Source organism: Pedobacter sp. ASV12 (assembly GCF_016429155.1).
Lineage (GTDB): Bacteria > Bacteroidota > Bacteroidia > Sphingobacteriales > Sphingobacteriaceae > Pedobacter.
In genome coordinates this window covers 21,397-40,005 of sequence record NZ_JAELUC010000015.1, presented here as the reverse complement: position 1 = coordinate 40,005, position 18,609 = coordinate 21,397, and the positions used below count along the sequence as shown (strand labels likewise).

Genomic DNA, 18,609 nt, shown 5'->3' with positions numbered 1-18,609 from the left:
ATTCATAACGATATGAAGTTCGAAATGTTAAAAGATAAGTCGTCAATTATCAAAGTTATTGGTGTTGGTGGCGGTGGAGGTAATGCGGTAAACCATATGTACCGTCAAGGAATTACGGGTGTAGACTTTATTATCTGTAATACTGATGCACAGGCTTTAGAATTTAGTCCCATTCCCAATAAAGTACAGTTAGGCTCTAGCTTAACCGAAGGCATGGGGGCTGGCTCTATTCCTGAAGTGGGTAAGAATTCGGCTATCGAAAACATAGACGATATCAAAGCCATGCTGGGCAGCACCACTAAAATGCTTTTCATTACGGCGGGTATGGGTGGCGGTACCGGAACAGGTGCCAGTCCGATTATTGCCCAGGCGGCCAAAGAACTTGATATCCTGACCGTAGCCATCATTACTACACCTTTCGCCTTCGAGGGCAAGCGCCGTAAGATGCAGGCTGACGACGGGTTGGAAGAACTCAAGAAATACGTGGATTCTTACTTGGTGATCTCCAACGACCGCCTGCGTGAAATCTTCGGCAACCTAACCTTGGGTTCGGCTTTTGCACAGGCTGATGATATCTTAACAACTGCCGCCAAAGGCATTGCCGAGATCATTACCGTGCCTGGCTATATCAACGTCGATTTTAAAGATGTACGTACGGTAATGAAAGACAGTGGCGTATCGATTATGGGTAGCCATTCGGCTGAAGGCGAAAACCGTGCCTTGGCTGCTGTAGAAGGTGCTTTGGCTTCGCCATTGCTTAAAGACAACGAAATTGAAGGCGCAAGATATATCCTGTTGAACATCAGTTCTGGCCTGCGCGAGGTAACCATGGACGAGGTAACGGTAATTACAGACTACATCCAGGACAAAGCAGGCTTGTCGGCCGATCTGATCTGGGGTAACTGTATCGACGAAAACCTGGAAGACAAGCTGTCGGTAACCATTATTGCCACGGGTTTCCAAACCACCGAGCAAAGAGCCAAAGACAGACAAAACATCAAAAAGATTTCGCTGTTAACGCCTGAAGAGGCACCTTTGGTAAAGCCTGTAGAACCTGTTAACTCTTTTATCGAGGCTAAACCTGCTCCGGTAAGCGACGAGCCGGTGCTAAAAGTTCAGGAAGAACCTAAGCAGTCTGATTTGTTTGGCGATTTGTTTAACATGAACAGGCCTACTGCAGCTAAGGAAGCTGAAGACGTAACCATCGTTCACCAGTTGGTAGAAGAAGAAAAAGCACCAATGGCCGAAGCCCAGCCACAAGAGCCAGGCTTTGAGTTCGAAGTGAAATTGGCCGAAACCGATTTCGTATTCGAAACACCGGTTGCCCAATTGGAACAAGAAGAAATTGCTGTGCCTGAGCCGGTTGAACCAGAGCCAGTAGTAGGGGCCGACGACCATAAAAACGATGATTCGATTGAAGAGCAATTAAGAAAATCGAAAGAACGCATCTTAAGGTTAAAAGACCTGAGCATGAAATTGCGTACCACCAATGGTTTGCAGGAGCTGGAAAACGAACCAGCTTACAAACGCAAGCAAATGCAGTTGCAGCAAATCCAACACTCGTCAGAATCGCAAGTGTCAAGGTTTACCTTGAGCAGCGACGAAGACGGAACAACCGAAATTAGGCCTAACAACTCTTTTCTACACGACAACGTTGACTAATAGACCAAAATCATAATAGATCGGCCTTAGCAAATAATTATTGCTAAGGCTTTTTTTTGCTTTTTAATTGAGCTTAACCCGTTGTTAAATAGGGATTTTAAGCGTAAATTTGCCGGATTAATAAAAAAACTCTATCACATTAAAATATATTACATTGGACATTTTTGAAAAAGTAGCGAAGCGGATGGGCCCAATCGGGCAACACCAGAAATGGTCTCACGGATATTTTTCTTTCCCAAAACTAGAAGGAGAAATTGCACCTCATATGAATTTCAGGGGAAAAGAACATTTGGTTTGGAGCTTGAACAACTATTTGGGCTTGGCTAACCACCCAGAAGTAAGAAAGGCCGACGAGCAAGGTGCAATCGATTTTGGTATGGCCTACCCAATGGGCGCCCGTATGATGTCGGGAAATTCTAAATACCATGAGCAATTAGAACAGGAATTGGCCGCGTTCGTAGGCAAGCCTGATGCGTTTTTGTTGAACTTTGGTTACCAAGGCATGGTATCGATTATCGATGCCTTATTGGATAGGAATGATGTGGTCGTATACGACGGCGAATCGCATGCCTGTATCGTTGACGGCTTGAGGCTGCACATGGGCAAACGCTTTGTGTACAAACACAATAATATTGAAGATGCACGCAAACAGTTAGAAAGAGCCAGTAAACTGGTTGAACAAACCGGTGGCGGTATCTTGGTCATTACCGAAGGCGTTTTCGGCATGTCGGGCGCGCAAGGCAAGCTTAAGGAGCTGATCGATTTAAAAAAAGAGTTCAATTTCCGTTTGCTGATTGATGATGCACATGGCTTTGGTACCATGGGCCCAACTGGCGCAGGTACGCACGAGGCCCAAAACTGTATCGAAGGCGTTGACGTATATTTTGCCACTTTCGCCAAATCTATGGCAGGTATTGGCGCATTTGTTGCTTCTACCGAAGAACTGACCAACTATTTCAGGTATAACATGCGTTCGCAAACTTTTGCCAAAGCCTTGCCAATGCCCATGGTAATCGGTTTGCTGAAGCGTTTGGAGCTGTTAAAGAACAATCCAGAGTTGAGAGAGAAGCTGTGGAAAGTGGCTACTACCTTGCAGCAAGGTCTGCGCGAGCGTGGTTTTGATATCGGTGTAACCAATACAGTAGTTACCCCGGTGTTCTTAAAAGGAGAATTGCTAGAGGCAACGGCCCTGACCATGGATTTGCGCGAGAACTATGGAATTTTCTGTTCCATTGTAGTTTATCCGGTTATACCAAAGGGAATGATCGAGCTGAGGTTAATTCCGACCGCCGTACATACCATGGAAGACGTACAAAGAACCCTCGATGCCTTTAGCGAAGTGGCAGAAAAACTGAAAAAGGGCTACTATAAAGAGAACAAGTTCTCGGCAACTGAATAAAAAACACAGAAAAATGCCCTCAATGTACATTAGAGGGCATTTTTTTTTGAAATTTATTTAATTAGCTGTAAATCAGCTTTATAGCTAATTTTTGAGCGTGCAGGTTTGTTTATAACCACTTAAAATGTGGAAAAAAACCGCTCTGAAAGCCTTTTTTTATTGTTGCAAAAGTTTTTTTATTAGAATAAACATCTTACTTTAGTAAGAGAGTATTAATCAAAACCTTAAAAAAAACTAAAAGGAGTAATTTAAAAATGAAAAAATTTAATGAAGTAAAGGCACTTGTTGCAGCTTTAGAAGCTGATGCTGACAAATTCTACAACAAATCTAACAGTGCAGCTGGTACTCGTGTACGTAAAGGTATGCAAGATCTTAAAAACTTAGCTCAAAGCATCCGTTTAGAGATCCAAGAAACTAAAAACAAAGCTTAGTCTTAAGCCATTGAAAAAAAAGAAGCGCCCATTACCAAGGCGCTTTTTTTATGCATTCATGTTTGGGCCGTATATGCCATCTCGACTTTGACGGTCCGGGATTTGCCATCCTTAGAAAACAATAAGGCTATGAACGAAAAATCTGTTCTTGTGTAGCTAAAACAAGCTATTTTAAAAGAAAAGCGCCCCATTATGGAGGCGCTTTTTGTATTGTTCCAGCTGTCGGCAATTAAGCCAGGCTCAGTAGGTTTTCTACTTGTTGGGCAAGGCTTTTATTCAGTGCTTCAGTAGCTTTTACCAAGGGCAGGCGTACCTCATCGCCACAGATATTCAATTGTTTTAAAACTGCTTTAACGCCAGCAGGGTTGCCTTCTGCAAACATCAATCGGGTAATTTCCAATAAACTGAGGTGCATTGGCAAAGCGGCTTTGTAATCGCCTTGGAGGGCCAATCTAACCATGCCCGACAATTGTTGAGGCAAGGCATTGCCCACTACCGAGATTACGCCTACAGCACCAATCGAAATCATGGGCAAGGCAATCGGGTCGTCGCCAGAAATCAGCATAAAGTCCGCCGGTTTATCGCGCATAATCTGGTTAAACTGGTCAAAGCTGCCCGAGGCTTCTTTAGTGGCTATAACGTTCTTGAAATCGTGGGCAAGTCTGCAGGTTGTTTCTGGACTCATATTGCTTCCTGTGCGGCCTGGTACATTATACAAAATGATGGGCAGCTCGCTTTGCTCACTCAAATATTTATAGTGCTGGTAAATACCTTCCTGCGTAGGTTTGTTGTAATAAGGACTTACCGAAAGCACGGCACTGTATTGGTTGTTTTCAAACGATTTAATGGCTTCGGCAATGTTTAGCGTATCATTGCCACCAATGCCGGCTACCAAGGGCAAGCGGCCGTTGTTAATTTCAGCGGTAAAATCCCACACCTTCTTCTTCTCGTCCTTGCTCAATGTGGCTGTTTCGCCTGTTGTACCTAATGATACAAGGTAATCAATACCTCCATCAACCAAGTGATTGATCAGTTTTTTCAAACCCTGATAATCAACCGTTCCGTCTGTGTTAAAAGGTGTAACCAAAGCCACACCAGTTCCGTGAAATTTGTTCATTTTTGTTTATATAATTATTGAATAGCTGATTTTTGAATGAGCGAATGGATTTGTTTCCATATCCATTTGCCTAAAAATCAATCATTCCTTCTAGCATTCTCTTCTTTATTCAGCAAGCATCGCCAACAGTTCCTCATCGCTGATCAAAGGCACATTTAGCTTTTTTGCCTTTTCGAGTTTGGACGGGCCCATGTTATCGCCGGCAACGAGGTAGTCTAGTTTAGCAGAAATACCACTCAAAATCTTGCCTCCGTTTTCTTCGATGATGGTTTTAAGTTCCTCTCGACCATGTTTTTCAAAAACACCCGAAATTACAAATGTTTTTCCGTTTAATTTATCACTTTGCAGGATTATTGCATTTTCTTGAATCTCAAATTGCAGTCCGGCTGCTTTTAGCAGTTCGATTTGCTGCAGGTGTTCTTCGTTGCTGAAGTATTCTTGTATGCTTTCGGCAATGCGCTGTCCAATTTCGTCGATGGCCGTTAGTTCTTCTACCGAAGCCTTAGCCAGATTGTCGATGTTTTTTACGCCACGTGCCAGTTTTCTGGCAACGGTTTCACCCACATAACGGATGCCCAGGCCAAACAAAAGCTTTTCGAAAGGCATTTGCTTAGAGGCTTCGATCCCTTTCAGCATATTGTCGATCGATTTCTCTCCAAAACGCTCAATGGCTTTGAGCTCGTCGGCTTTCTCGTATAAGGTATACAAATCGCTGATGTGCGATACCAGGCCTTTTTGGTAAAAGGTTTCGATGGTTTCGTCGCCCAAACCATCAATGTTCATCGCTTTGCGGCCAATAAAATGCTGGATTTTGCCTACGATTTGTGGCGGACAGCCCTCGTCGTTCGGACAGTAAAAAGCTACTTCGCCTTCTTTTCTGATGAGCTCGGTGCCACATTCCGGACAAGTGGTGGTGTACTCGATGGCTACATCCGATACTCTTTTATCGAGGTTTACCTTGATGATTTTCGGAATAATTTCGCCCCCTTTTTCTACATAAACGGTATCATGTTCGTGTAAGTCGAGCCTTTTGATTTCGTCGGCATTGTGCAGGGTAGCTCTTTTTACCGTGGTACCGGCCAATACCACCGGTTTGAGGTTGGCTACCGGCGTAACGGCTCCCGTACGCCCCACCTGGTAGGTTACCTTTTCAAGTATGGTTTGTACTTCGGCGGCTTTGTATTTGTAAGAAATGGCCCAGCGTGGCGATTTGGCGGTAAAACCCAATTCCTGTTGCTGGGCATAGCTGTTTACCTTGATCACGATGCCGTCAATATCATAGCTGAGCTTGAAGCGTTCATTTTCCCACTGGGCGATAAAAGCCAGTACTTCGTCTATGTTCGCTACCAAGCGGCTGTGCTCCGAAACATGGAAGCCCCATTTTTTAACGGTTTCCAAACTTTGCCAGTGGGTTTTGAACAGCGGTTTGTCGCTGTAAAAGGCATAAAGAAAACAATCGAGCGGACGTTTGCGTACTTCTTTCGAATCCTGCATTTTAACAGTGCCGGCCGCAAAGTTGCGCGGATTGGCATAAGGTACTTCGCCTAGTTCTTCGCGTTCTTTGTTGAGGCGTTCAAAAGCCGCACGGTGCATGAAAACTTCGCCCCTGATTTCGAAAACCTCGGGAATATCTTCACCTCGTAAGCGATGCGGAATGGTGTGGATGGTTTTGATGTTGGTGGTTACATCATCGCCCTGCGTGCCATCGCCACGGGTCACTGCCCTGGCCAAAATACCGTTCTCATAAGTAAGGCTCATCGAAAGGCCGTCGAATTTGAGTTCGCAAACATATTGAAAATCATCGCCTATGGCTTTTCTAACACGTTCGTCGAAATCGCGCAGGTCTTGCTCATTGTAGGTGTTGCCCAACGAAAGCATGGGCCAGCGGTGGGGTACGGTAATAAAGTTCTTGGTAACGTCGCCACCTACTTTTTGGGTAGGGGAGTTGGGGTCGGCATATTCTGGATATTCTTTTTCCAGTTTGGCCAGTTCTTCCAATTTCTTGTCAAACTCGTAATCGGCAATGGTGGGCATGGCCAATACATAATAATTGTAGGTATGCTGGTTCAGCTCTGCCACCAGTGCATCCATTTGTTCTTTTACCGCAAAAATTGACATGAAACAAAGATAATTATTAGTATTGAGATGTGAGAAATGAGATTTGTAGGCATCCTACAAAACGCTAAGTGCAAGTCGCTTTACACTTTCAGTCTCTTTTCAATATCGTCAAATATCGAAAGATAGTTTTTTTCGAGTATTGTCTTATAAACTTCCAGTTGCTCGGTAAGCAACGCAACCGTTGTTTCGCTAAACGGGTGAGTCCACAGTCGCATGCAGATTCTTTGCAAGGCATAGCTGATGTTTTCCAGCTTCTGGTAACTCAACAAGTATCTGCTCGATTTAAAGCTGTTGAAAAAGCCGAAGAACCTATCGGTGTCTGTGCAGCGGCATTGTTGAAGAAAATGAAGCAAAACTTCATCGTCTACTTTTTCCAAATGTCCGTAAAAAGCATTGGTGTTTATGGTACGGTTGGTCACCAACAAATGGTCGAGCAGCAGTTCCAGACCGATATGGACCAAAAAAGAGGGGCGTACCGGACTATCGCCAAGTATAGGCAAAAGCAGTTGTTTGAGTTTGGCGGTTTCCGTGTAAAAAAAAACGGAAGAATGGAAAACGGCGTCGACGGCCAAATGCCTTTTCCAGCCCTGCAACAGTTGATGCTGTTGTTTGTCGGCTATAAACAAGGCTTCGTTTTTCTGCGGGTAGAAGTTCCAGTCCTTATGTGCATTCTTCACCAGATCGGGCAATACGGTGCCGAGCACCAAGTTTGGGTTGGTACTGTTTCGGTCAAAATAGTAATGCGACAAAAAGTTCATCTCGTAAAGATAGTTTTTCTGGGCAGAAAGCAAAATGGTCCAAAAACGGACGAATGTCATTTTTGAGCAGAGAAAAATGGCGTTGGAAACCTGAAAAATTAGGCGTAAAAAATTATCTTTGCAGGCTAAAATAAGTAGACGATGACAAATTTTGTTGATGAATTACGCTGGAGAGGAATGCTGCATGACATCATGCCCAATACCGAGGAGAAACTGAATGAAGGCATGTGCGCCGGTTATATCGGTTTTGATCCGACCGCTGATTCATTGCACGTAGGCCACCTGACTCAAATCATGACCTTGATCCATTTCCAACGCGCAGGACATAAGCCTTTTGCTTTGGTTGGCGGTGCTACTGGCATGGTGGGTGATCCTTCTGGCAAATCGGCCGAACGGAATTTGTTGACCTCGGAGGTTTTAAACCATAACTTAAACGAGTTAAAGAAACAGCTGGGTCGCTTTTTAGACTTTGGCGAAGGCGCCAATGCCGCGCAAATGGTAAACAACGCCGACTGGTTCCAAAACTTCACCTTTTTGGATTTTATACGCGATGTAGGCAAGCACATTACCGTGAACTACATGATGGCCAAAGACAGTGTTAAAAAACGCTTAGAAGGCGAAACAGGCATGTCTTTTACCGAATTCAGCTATCAGTTGGTGCAAGGCTACGATTTTTACTATTTGTGGAAAAACCACAACTGTACCTTGCAAATGGGTGGTTCGGATCAATGGGGCAATATTGTTACCGGTACCGAACTGATCAGGAGAAAAGACGGCGGTACGGCTTATGCCATCACTACGCAACTGATCAAAAAAGCCGATGGCACTAAATTTGGCAAAACCGAAAGCGGTGCAGTGTGGCTGGATGCAGGAAAAACCTCACCGTATAAATTTTATCAATTCTGGCTTAATGCCTCGGATAGCGATGTAAAAGCCTGGATCAGGATTTTCACGCTGAAAAGCAAAGAAGAAATCGAAAAACTGGAGCAGGAGCATGATGCCGCACCACATTTGCGCATCCTGCAAAAAGCCTTGGCTGAAGATATTACCGTAAGAACCCACTCTGTTGAAGCTTTGGAGGCCGCCATTAAAACTTCCGAGTTTTTGTTTGGCAACGGCGATCTCGATTTCCTGAAAACCCTGGATGCGAAAAGCGTATTGGAAATGTTTGAAGGCGTGCCCCAGTTTAACATCTCGAAAGCCGAATTGGCCGAAGGCATAGATGCGGCTAGCTTGTTGGCCGAGAAAACAGCTATTTTTCCCTCAAAAGGCGAGGTGAAAAAAACGGTTCAAGGTGGTGGATTAAGCATCAACAAGGTTAAAATAGCTGAACCATCTACACAATATACTACTGCCGATTTGATCAACGACCAGTTTATCATTGTGCAAAAAGGTAAAAGAAACTACTTCCTGATCATTGCGGGATAGTTTTTTGCTCGTGTTTCCTGCCTGTGAAAATTCGATAGATATAAAGTAGCCACAGATTAACAGATTTTATCTGTTAATCTGTGGCTTTTAATTTTTTCCGTTAGAAAACTTACTGTACCAGCAAATTACAGCCTCTGATATCGGCATTATCGAAACGTCCGAGCACTTCAAAACTTCCATCGGGATAAACTTTGCCCAAATCTTGTGTAGCGATAAAAGCGCAAGAGTTAATATTGGCTAAATCAATTACGTTGATGCCACCGCTTTGCTTGCCCTCGAGCAAACTCAGGGGATCTGAAGTATCTCTCAGCAAGATCTTCATCCAAGGCGGGCAATTGAAAATACCATCGCCGTAAGAATAACCTTGCGATAACAGCTCAGTCATGCCGTACTCGCTATGGATATGACTCACGCCAAAGCCAGCCGTTAAAATCTGGTGCAATTCTTCCCTTACCATTTCCTTTCTTTTGCCTTTCATCCCTCCGGTTTCCATCACGATCAGTTCTGGGAAATCCAACTGAAAGCTTTCTACAAAATCGAGCAGGGCATAAGTAACGCCAATTAAAATGGTTTTTTGCCTGCTGGCTTTAAGTGCCAGCAAGATTTGGTTCAGGGTTTCCAGGTTGTGCAGGAAATAACCACTCTGGGGATGTTGACTTTGTTTGAGCAAGTCATCAACCATGTAAATCAATGATGAGCCTTCGCGTTCTAGATAAGACGGAAGCAGGGCCAGGATGCAAAGGTCTTTGGGATTTCCATAAAACTGTTCAAAAGCCAGGTTAAAGCTCTGTTCGTAAATTTTAACGTCGCTTACCAAATGCCTGCTGGTGGTTTGCCCGGTAGTACCCGAGCTGCTGAATACGATTTCGGGCTGATCGGCTGTGCTGACTACATCGTGACTTTTAAAAAAGCTGATCGGCAAAAAAGGAATCTGCAGGTAACTGTTTATTGCTGCCGGAGCGATGTTGAGGTAACGAATGTAATCTCGATAAACGGGGCAATGTTCGGCCTGATGCCTGAAAACGGCCAGTGCCGCCTGCTCAAATGCAGTTGGGTTATCGATAGCAAATATTTGCGCAGGATCTGGAGTATTCACTGCGCAAAAGTACAAAAAAAGAGCTAAATGGCCGAGGGCTTAAAGGCAGGAAGCCACATTTTACAGACCTATCTAGGCCTTGGGTTTCATGCTGATAAGCGTTTTTCTAAAATGATGGCCACAATAGCCGCTAATTCCGGCTACCAGTCCGCCAAGCAGGCCTGTAACGGCCAGCACCACCGGCCAAAGCTTGGCTCCAATCATTTCGGCAACGCGTGTGGCCAATACGTGGTGGTTGGGGATACTTTTAAGCAGGGCCATGCCGATCCACAAAATTAAAATGGCCAAAAAAGGCTGCCAGAAAGATACCCGGGCTGTTTTGCCAATCAAACCGCAGGTAGCAAAAGAAATCACGATAACAGCCCACCAAGGCATCACCATTTGCAGTAAAAAAGAAGCTATAATAACGACGATAAAAACCATGTCTTATTTTTTAGAGATTTTGTAATGTGAGATTATTTTGCCCGTACGGTCGTCGGGACTTTGCATAAATAAAAGATCGTAGAGCTTGCCTTGTGCCCAGGTATCGATCATGTTGTCGTAAAACGGGCTGCCGGGATTGCCCGATTGCCCGCCAGGATAAACTCCGTGGCCTTTAGGCATTTTGCCCAGCTCGATGACCATGCGCCACGAAGGGCCATTGGTTTCACTCAAGGCATTAACCGTACTTTTGGCGCCGCCAATCATCAGCTTTTTAGAGCCAAAGCCAGGTATTTTGGCCAGGTGAGGTACATTGGAGCCCTTAACGTTGGCCCATGCCCAGTTTTTGCCAATCGGGCCGTATTTTTTTTCCAAGCTGTCGCAGGCAAATTTGAACGATTCGTTAACCAGGTCGGCCAAAGTTTCTTTCTGGCTGGTTTTCACGTTATCGAACCATTTGGCGTTCGGATCTTTCTGGATCAGTTCGATGGTGCGGTCTCTCGATGGGTGGCGCATTGGCATATTGGCTACGGTAAATTCGTCATCCCAGATATCATTATCCAATCGCTTTAGCCACAAATCGAATACGCTGGCCGCAACCGATTTGGCATCAAAAAACTTGTTCCATTTGCCCATGTAGTTGAAAGCTTCCTTTTGGGTGGCATTGAGCTGCGCCGCATTGACCAAGGGCATAACCGATGGCAATAGGTTTTGTGCGGTAATGCTGTACGAATCGCTTTGCAGGTTGCGCATACTGTCAACGGTGGCTTTGGTCATAACGGCGAGTCTATCGTTAATGCGTTTGCCCCGTTCGTATGGCGAAAATTCCCAGTTGATATAGTAAGGATAGGATGGATCGGTTGAAGATTGGTTGGCCGAGCTAACAAAGCCTCGCGGTGGATTTTTAACCGTTGGGTTTTGGTCGGCAGGTATCCAGCCATGCCAATCGTAGGCCGGATCGGAGCCGTCTAAAATAAATTTGCCCTGGTCTTTCCATTTTAGCGGGAATTTGCCGTTTGGCGTAATGGCGATATCATTATCGGCGCTGGCAAATACAAAATTCTGGGCCGGTGCGGTATAAAACGTCAATGCCTTTCTATAATCGGCGTAGTTCTGGCCGCGGTTCAGGTAGTAAAAGGTCATAAGCTCGTTCGATTCCTCATGGGCGATCCAGCGCAAGGCACTGCCTACAGGAACATTGGCAGCTTTGCCATAGCTGGGTTTGTTAAAGTAAACAACCGGACCATGATGGGTATAAAAAACCGTATCGATTTCGGTAGCAGAACCCCTGATTTTGATTTTTTCGTACTGAGGTTTGGTATCTCTCCACTGGTTGTTGTACCAATAGCTTTTGTGACTGTTGTCTTTGAATTTGATTTGGTAAAAATCGAGTACATCGGCGGCCACATTGGTTACGCCCCAGGCAATTTTTTGGTTAAAACCGATGATGATTCCCGGTGCCCCAGGCAAAGAAACCCCATAGGCATTTACGCCAGGCGCATGCAACTGGATTTGGTACCAGATAGAAGGCAAAGTGAGGTCGAGATGCGGGTCGTTGGCCAAAATAGGATAGCCTGATGCTGTTTTAGCTCCAGAAACCGCCCAGTTGTTGCTGCCAATGCCTTCTTCCTTTTGCTTGGTTTTGATATTGGTGCTCATCATTTCGGTAAAGCTGTTGGGCGTTTGCGGAATTGGCAAAGGCGTAAAATCCCATTTGGTGCCTACCGGAATAATCGGATCTTCCTTAAACGGGTAATCCGGGAAAAGGTCTTTGGTTACTTCTGGCCCAAATTTTTTGAGGATGTTGGTCATGTAAAACTCGTCTGAGCCCATGGCCAGCACAGCCGACATTTGCTTGAGCAGTAGTGCACATTTGATAGGAGTCCAGTTTTCAGGCTTAAAATCCAATAATTTATATTCGAGTGGCAGGTTAGCCCTGTTTAAAGAACGGATATAGGCATTGATTCCATCGGTATAAGCCATGATCATTTCTTTGGCTTTGGGGTCGGCCATCATGCCTCTCAGCGAATTTTCGGCACCATAAACCATACCCATGCGGCGCTGGTAGCGGTCAACCTCTATGGCTTTTTTGCCCACTACTTCCGAAATCCTTCCGGCAGCAAATCGGGTCTGAAAATCCATCTGCCACAAGCGGTGCATGGCAGTTACATAGCCCTGCGCATAGTAAAGATCATGGTCGTTCTGTGCAAATACGTGCGGAATCATCCGGTCGTCGAAAAGGATGTCAATCTTGTCTTGCGCACCTTTAAGCACGATTTTTTTGTTAGCCGTAACGATGTTGCTCTCGGCATTTTGCCAAAAGCCCGTAAAAGGGTTCAGGAACTTGAGAACCGGTGGCGTATCGCCAAATTTGGTGTTAAAAACGTAGGCCAATAGAATGGGTATGATGACACAGATCAGGGCTTTAACTTTCTTCATTGCTGTGAACTAAGGGGTTATTTGGTTTTTGCTCGGTTTCATCGGTAGAAACTTAGCCTGCAATTTACATATAAAAATAAATCCCGCTACAATCAAATTAGATTTTGCGAAGTAAATTTTCTGCAGAATAGAATTTGTTAGTAAGAAAATTTGTATTAAGTTTATGTGATAAACAAATATAAACTACTTAAGTATGAATAAAATCTTTACTAAAATCATTTTTATGCTTTTCGTACTGCTGGCAACTGGTGTTGGAGCGTATGCACAGAGCATAGTAGTAAGTGGTACGGTTACAGACAAGGCCACAAAGGAGCCTATTCCTGGGGTAAGCGTAACCATTAAGGGAAAAACAGTTGGCTCTTCAACCGATGCAAAAGGCCAGTTTGCCTTCACTACTACAGAAAAACCACCTTTTAGCATTGTGGTTTCTTATATCGGTTTTGCCTCGATTGAAAAAGAAGTGAGCGGAAATGCGGCTAATTTGACCTTCGAACTAGAAAGTGGTGCGATTTTGGGTCAAGAAGTGGTGATTTCTGCCTCGAGAACGCCGGAACGAATTTTAGAATCTCCGGTTTCTGTAGAGCGCATCAGCTCGGCAGCTTTAAAAGAGCTTCCAGCCCCTTCTTTTTACGACGCGTTGAACAACCTGAAAGGCGTGGAGATGAGTACCCAAAGTTTAACCTTTAAATCGGTAAATACCCGTGGTTTCAATGCCAATGGCAACGTGCGTTTTAACCAATATATTGACGGTATGGACAACCAGGCTCCCGGTCTTAACTTCTCAGTGGGCAATATCGTTGGCCTATCTGAACTGGATGTAGATAACGTAGAGCTTTTGCCTGGCGCAGCTTCGGCTTTGTATGGTGCCGGTGGTACCAACGGTACTTTGTTGATGACTTCAAAAAATCCTTATCAGTACCAAGGTGCCAGTTTCCAATATAAAACCGGTATCAACCATGTAAACGACAATCAAACCTCGCAAGGTGTTCAGGAGTTTAAGCAATTGGATGTTCGCATGGCTAAATCATGGAACAATAAATTTGGTTTCAAAACTTCGTTCTCGTTCCTGCAGGCTAAAGACTGGGCCGCTACCGATACCCGTAACTTTGACCGTGTTGCCCGTCAGCTAAAAAATGGCGACAGGAATAGCGACCCTAACTATGATGGTGTAAACGTATATGGCGATGAGATCAGCCAAAACATGATCAATGTTTCGCAAAGCGTACAAAACCAAACCATTGCCGGTATTGCAACGGCTAGTGGTGGGCTTATTCCAAATATCAAAAATACCATGGACGGTGCATTTGGTGCCATGGGTGTACCTGCAACTGGTGCGCCATCGGCTGCCCAACAGGCGGCTTTCTTGGCTGGTTTGCCGGCAGCCTTAAGGCCAGCTGTACAAAACTACCTGCCTTTTTATATCGGATTAAGGGTGCCAGGCTTGTTGCCTAACCAATTTGTATCAAGAACAGGCTATGCCGAAACTGATTTGGTTGATTACGATACTAAATCGCTCAAAACTTCCACTTCGTTGCACTACAAATTTAACAACACCGTTGAAGCCATAGCCCAGGCCAACTGGGGAACGGGTACTTCGGTTTATACTGGTACAGACCGTTATTCTTTAAGAAACTTCAAAATCGGCCAGTATAAATTGGAATTGAAAGGACAAGATTTCTTCTTGAGGGCTTATACTACCCAAGAGCGTTCTGGCGATGCCTACAACGCTACCATTTTGGGTACATTTATTAACGAGGCCTGGAAGCCTTCAACGACTTGGTTTCCACAATATATTGGCAACTACATTGGTGCAAGAGCTGGCGGACAATCGGATGTGGCTGCCCATGCATTTGCAAGATCTCAGGCTGATATTGGCCGTTTAATGCCAGGTACACCAGGTTACGAAACCGCTAAAGATGCCATCACTTCTAAAACGATTGGTCCGGCTAATGGTGCCAAGTTTAATGATAAAACCAATTTGTATCACTACGAAGGTATGTACAACTTCTCTAGCTTGTTTAACAACGTAGTAGAGTTTCAGGTTGGTGCTTCTTACCGCGATTATTTCCTGCATTCTGACGGTACTATCTTTGATGATGCCAACCGCAATATCACCATCGATGAGTATGGCGCATTTGCACAGTTGGGCAAGAAATTTGGCGACAAATTTAAAATGACCGTTGCCGGCCGTTACGACAAGAGCAAAAACTTCGAAGGCAGGTTAACGCCTCGCGTAACCGGCGTATGGACCGTAGCACCAAACAACAACATCAGGGCCTCGTTCCAAACAGGTTACCGTAATCCAACTACGCAAGACCAATACATTGATTTGGCCGTAGGCGGCGGTTCAACCCGTTTAATTGGTGGTTTGCCAGAGTCGATCAATAAATACAACCTGAATACCAACAAAGCGGTAACCGAAGCCAGCTACAGGGCATTCTTGGCTTCTGTAGCCGGTGGTACGCCAAATCCGGCTTTGCTGCAAGCTTATACTTTCGATGCCAAAGGCCTTCGTCCAGAAAGCGTAAAATCTTTTGAGATCGGCTACAAAGGATTGGCCACCAAAAGCTTGCTGATCGATGCTTATGCCTATTACAACATCTACAAAGATTTCATCAGTGGTGTTAACTTGTACCAAAACCCAACTACTACGGCAGTGAAGTTCAGCGTTCCGGTAAACGTAGCTGATCAGGTAAAAGCCTATGGCGCCGCTATCGGATTGGATTATCAAGTAGGCAAGTTCAACTTCAACGGAAATACCTCGTACAACAAACTAACCGATTTGCCAGCTAATTTCGATAACAACTTCAACACGCCAGAGTGGAGATTTAATGCAGGTATCGGCAGCAGGGAAATCGTTAAAAACTTCGGTTTCAACGTACAGTACCGTTGGCAGGATGCTTTCTTGTGGAACTCAACCTTTGCCACAGGAAACGTACCATCTTATTCCACTTTCGATGCACAGGTTAACCTCAAAGTGCCATCTGTAAAATCGATTGTTAAATTGGGCGGTTCAAACATCTTGAATAAATACTATACTACATCTTTTGGTAACCCATCAGTTGGAGCATTGTATTATTTATCGTTTACGTTTAATCCATAGTAGATTTATATTTGATTTGAAAAGCCTCCCGAAAACCGGGGGGCTTTTTTATTGCCCAATATTATTTTGCAATTTGCTTTGGTTTTAATGTAAAAATTAACACTTTAGCCTTGCTAACCATTCGTTTCTTTTTTGATGACTAAAAAGATCTTGCTCCTTTGTCTTTTGTTCCTTTTGCCGCTGACTTCGCTTTTTGCGCAGCTTCCGGCTATCGAGCGGATAGAACCTGCCAATTGGTATACAGGCTTTAAAAATCCGGCCTTGCAATTATTGGTCAGGGGCCAGCAGATGGGTCAGAAAAGCGCGAGCATCAGCGCCTATCCTGGGGTTAAATTAGTCAGTGTACAAAAAGTAGACAATCCCAATTACCTGTTTGTGAATTTGTCTATTTCCCCGCAGGCAAAGCCCGGTAAATTCGAACTGGTTTTTTCCGAAAAAGGAAAGACCTCGCTTCGCTATAGCTACGAGCTCAAAGCCAGAACCAACCACACCACGGGCGTAAGCAATAAAGATTTCATCTACCTGATTATGCCCGACCGTTTTGCCAATGGCGATGCCAGCAACGATCAGGTCAAAGGAATGAAAGACCAGGGCTTCAACCGCGATTCGATGTATTACAGGCACGGAGGCGATTTGCAGGGCATTATCAACCATTTGCCTTACCTGCAAGAGCTGGGGGTAACCGCGCTTTGGCTTAACCCGGTATTGGAAAACGACGAGTTCAAAACTTCTTATCACGGCTATGCCGCTACCGAAAATTACAGGGTAGACCGCCGGTTGGGCACCAACGAACTTTATCGGCAACTGGTAACCGAGTGCCACAAAAGAGGCATGAAAATGATCAAGGATTTGGTACACAACCATATCGGCGACCAGCATTTCCTGTTTTTAGACCCGCCAGCCAAAAACTGGTTTCACCAATGGCCAAAATATACGGGTACAACTTATAAAGACCAGACCCTTTTCGATCCCTACGCCTCGAAAGCCGACCGCAAATTAATGACCGACGGCTGGTTTGACCACCACATGCCCGATGTTGATCAGCAAAATCCCTTGGTGAAGAACTACATTACCCAAAGCCACATCTGGTGGATCGAATATGCGGGCTTGGATGGCTTCAGGCTCGATACCTATGCCTATAACGACAAGGTTTTTATGGCCGAATGGGCCAAAGCGATTATCAGGGAGTTTCCAAAATTTACCTTCTTTGGCGAAACGTGGGTGAATGGTATTCCGAACCAGGTGTTTTTTACCGAAGGCAGTACGGTAAACCAGCATTTCGATACGGGTTTGCAGGGTGTAACCGATTTCCAGACCTATTTTGCCATCAACGAAGCCTTAAATGGCAAATTCGGCTGGACAGATGGCGTAAACAGGCTTTACACTACCTTGGCCAGCGATTATCAGTATAAAGATCCTACCCGTAATGTGCTTTTTCTGGATAATCACGATATCAGCAGGTTTTATTCGGTGGTTGGCGAAGATTTCGACAAGTTCAAATCTGGAATTATTCTGTTGTTTTCGCTCCGGGGCATTCCTCAAATGTATTATGGCACCGAAATCCTGATGAAGAATTTTTCCAACCCGGATGGCTTGGTGCGCGAAGATTTTCCCGGAGGCTGGCCAGCTGATCAAGTAAATAAATTTACGGCTTCAGGCCGAAGCGCCAAAGAAAACGAAGCTTTCGATTTTGTAAAGAAACTGGCCAATTACCGTAAAAACAACTCCGTGTTGCAAACAGGTAAACTGATGCAGTTTGTACCCGAAAAAGGCATCTATGTGTATTTCAGATACGATAACCAAAAAACAGTGATGGTAGTTATGAACAGCAATGAGCAGGCCGAAAACTTGGAAACAGCCCGCTTTGCCGAGCGCATCGGTACGCATCAAAGTTTGCGTAATATTATTTCGGGTCAAAAAATTCCGATAGGGAACATACAGCTTCCTGCCAAAACAACTTATATATTTGAACTGCAATAAAAAATATGTCTAAACCAAAAGCCTGCATTTTCGACCTCGATGGGGTTATCGTTGATACCGCTGTGTATCATTATAAAGCTTGGCGCCGATTGGCCAATCAGTTAGGCTTCGACTTTACCGAAGCACAAAATGAAGAACTAAAAGGCATTAGCAGGATAGAGTCGTTAAAAATAATACTAAATTGGGGTGGCGTAAGCAAAAGCGATGCAGAAATGCAGGAGCTGGCCACGCTCAAAAACGAATGGTATGTAGAGATGATTACCAAAATGACTCCCCGGGAGATTTTACCGGGAGCTAAGGAATTTTTGGAACTGGTAAAGGCCAATCATTATTTAACGGCTTTGGGCTCGGCTAGCAAAAATTCTGAAACCATTTTGCGCCAGGTAGGGATTACACACCTTTTTGATGCGCTGGTTGATGGCAACAAGGTAAGCAAGTCTAAGCCCGATCCGGAAGTGTTTTTGGTTGGAGCTCAGGAGCTGAATGTGCCACCCAGCCAATGCGTGGTTTTCGAAGATGCCATTGCAGGTATACAAGCGGCCAAAAACGGCGGTATGAAAGCCATAGGCATTGGCAAGCCCGAAGTGTTAAAAGGTGCAGATTTGGTTGTAGAAGGTTTATTTGAGATGACTTTAGCAAAATTAGAGAATTTATAAGC

At 44.7% G+C, this 18,609-nt stretch carries 13 protein-coding genes; 7 read left to right on the top strand and 6 right to left on the bottom strand.

Annotated features, from left to right (window positions below; genetic code table 11):
- The first annotated feature begins 12 nt into the window (after positions 1 to 12).
- The 3 genes from ftsZ (at position 13) to JHD69_RS06150 (ending at position 3,492) form a co-directional block, all read left to right on the top strand.
- Entirely contained in the window at positions 13 to 1,662 is a 1,650-nt protein-coding gene (gene ftsZ, locus JHD69_RS06160; protein WP_199138385.1) for a cell division protein FtsZ, read from the top strand.
- Between the two features lie 154 nt (positions 1,663 to 1,816).
- Positions 1,817 to 3,061, top strand: a complete 1,245-nt coding sequence (locus tag JHD69_RS06155; protein WP_199138384.1) for an aminotransferase class I/II-fold pyridoxal phosphate-dependent enzyme — start codon at positions 1,817 to 1,819, stop codon at positions 3,059 to 3,061.
- Between the two features lie 254 nt (positions 3,062 to 3,315).
- Positions 3,316 to 3,492 carry a histone H1 gene (locus tag JHD69_RS06150; RefSeq protein ID WP_199138379.1) on the top strand — a complete coding sequence of 59 codons (177 nt, stop codon included), beginning with the start codon at positions 3,316 to 3,318 and terminating at the stop codon, positions 3,490 to 3,492.
- Between the two features lie 229 nt (positions 3,493 to 3,721).
- Here the strand turns inward: JHD69_RS06150 and dapA are convergent, their stop codons facing one another.
- From dapA to JHD69_RS06135, 3 genes are all read right to left on the bottom strand, one after another.
- Positions 3,722 to 4,609, bottom strand: a complete 888-nt coding sequence (gene dapA / locus JHD69_RS06145; RefSeq protein ID WP_199138377.1) for a 4-hydroxy-tetrahydrodipicolinate synthase — start codon at positions 4,607 to 4,609, stop codon at positions 3,722 to 3,724.
- Positions 4,610 to 4,714: 105 nt separating this feature from the next.
- A complete protein-coding gene (gene ligA, locus JHD69_RS06140; RefSeq protein WP_199138375.1) occupies positions 4,715 to 6,727 on the bottom strand; it encodes an NAD-dependent DNA ligase LigA in 2,013 nt (670 codons plus the stop codon).
- Positions 6,728 to 6,807: 80 nt separating this feature from the next.
- Positions 6,808 to 7,545, bottom strand: coding sequence for an ACP phosphodiesterase (locus JHD69_RS06135; protein ID WP_233165740.1), 738 nt, complete (start codon positions 7,543 to 7,545; stop codon positions 6,808 to 6,810).
- Between the two features lie 81 nt (positions 7,546 to 7,626).
- Here JHD69_RS06135 and tyrS point away from each other — a divergent pair, with 81 nt between their 5' ends.
- Entirely contained in the window at positions 7,627 to 8,913 is a 1,287-nt protein-coding gene (gene tyrS / locus JHD69_RS06130) for a tyrosine--tRNA ligase (protein WP_199138373.1), read from the top strand.
- A gap of 109 nt (positions 8,914 to 9,022) precedes the next feature.
- Here tyrS and JHD69_RS06125 read toward each other — a convergent pair whose 3' ends face one another.
- From JHD69_RS06125 to JHD69_RS06115, 3 genes are all read right to left on the bottom strand, one after another.
- Entirely contained in the window at positions 9,023 to 10,009 is a 987-nt protein-coding gene (locus JHD69_RS06125) for a LuxE/PaaK family acyltransferase (RefSeq protein ID WP_199138371.1), read from the bottom strand.
- A 72-nt stretch (positions 10,010 to 10,081) separates the two neighbouring features.
- Entirely contained in the window at positions 10,082 to 10,432 is a 351-nt protein-coding gene (locus tag JHD69_RS06120; RefSeq protein ID WP_199138369.1) for a hypothetical protein, read from the bottom strand.
- A gap of 3 nt (positions 10,433 to 10,435) precedes the next feature.
- Entirely contained in the window at positions 10,436 to 12,868 is a 2,433-nt protein-coding gene (locus JHD69_RS06115) for a penicillin acylase family protein (protein ID WP_199138367.1), read from the bottom strand.
- A 193-nt stretch (positions 12,869 to 13,061) separates the two neighbouring features.
- On the opposite strand from JHD69_RS06115, the gene JHD69_RS06110 reads away from it, so the two are divergent.
- From JHD69_RS06110 to pgmB, 3 genes are all read left to right on the top strand, one after another.
- Positions 13,062 to 15,971, top strand: a complete 2,910-nt coding sequence (locus JHD69_RS06110; protein ID WP_199138365.1) for a TonB-dependent receptor — start codon at positions 13,062 to 13,064, stop codon at positions 15,969 to 15,971.
- A 135-nt stretch (positions 15,972 to 16,106) separates the two neighbouring features.
- Positions 16,107 to 17,951 carry a glycoside hydrolase family 13 protein gene (locus JHD69_RS06105; RefSeq protein WP_199138363.1) on the top strand — a complete coding sequence of 615 codons (1,845 nt, stop codon included), beginning with the start codon at positions 16,107 to 16,109 and terminating at the stop codon, positions 17,949 to 17,951.
- A 5-nt stretch (positions 17,952 to 17,956) separates the two neighbouring features.
- On the top strand, positions 17,957 to 18,607 hold the full coding sequence (gene pgmB / locus JHD69_RS06100) for a beta-phosphoglucomutase (RefSeq protein WP_199138361.1): 651 nt from the start codon (positions 17,957 to 17,959) through the stop codon (positions 18,605 to 18,607).
- Positions 18,608 to 18,609: the final 2 nt, after the last annotated feature.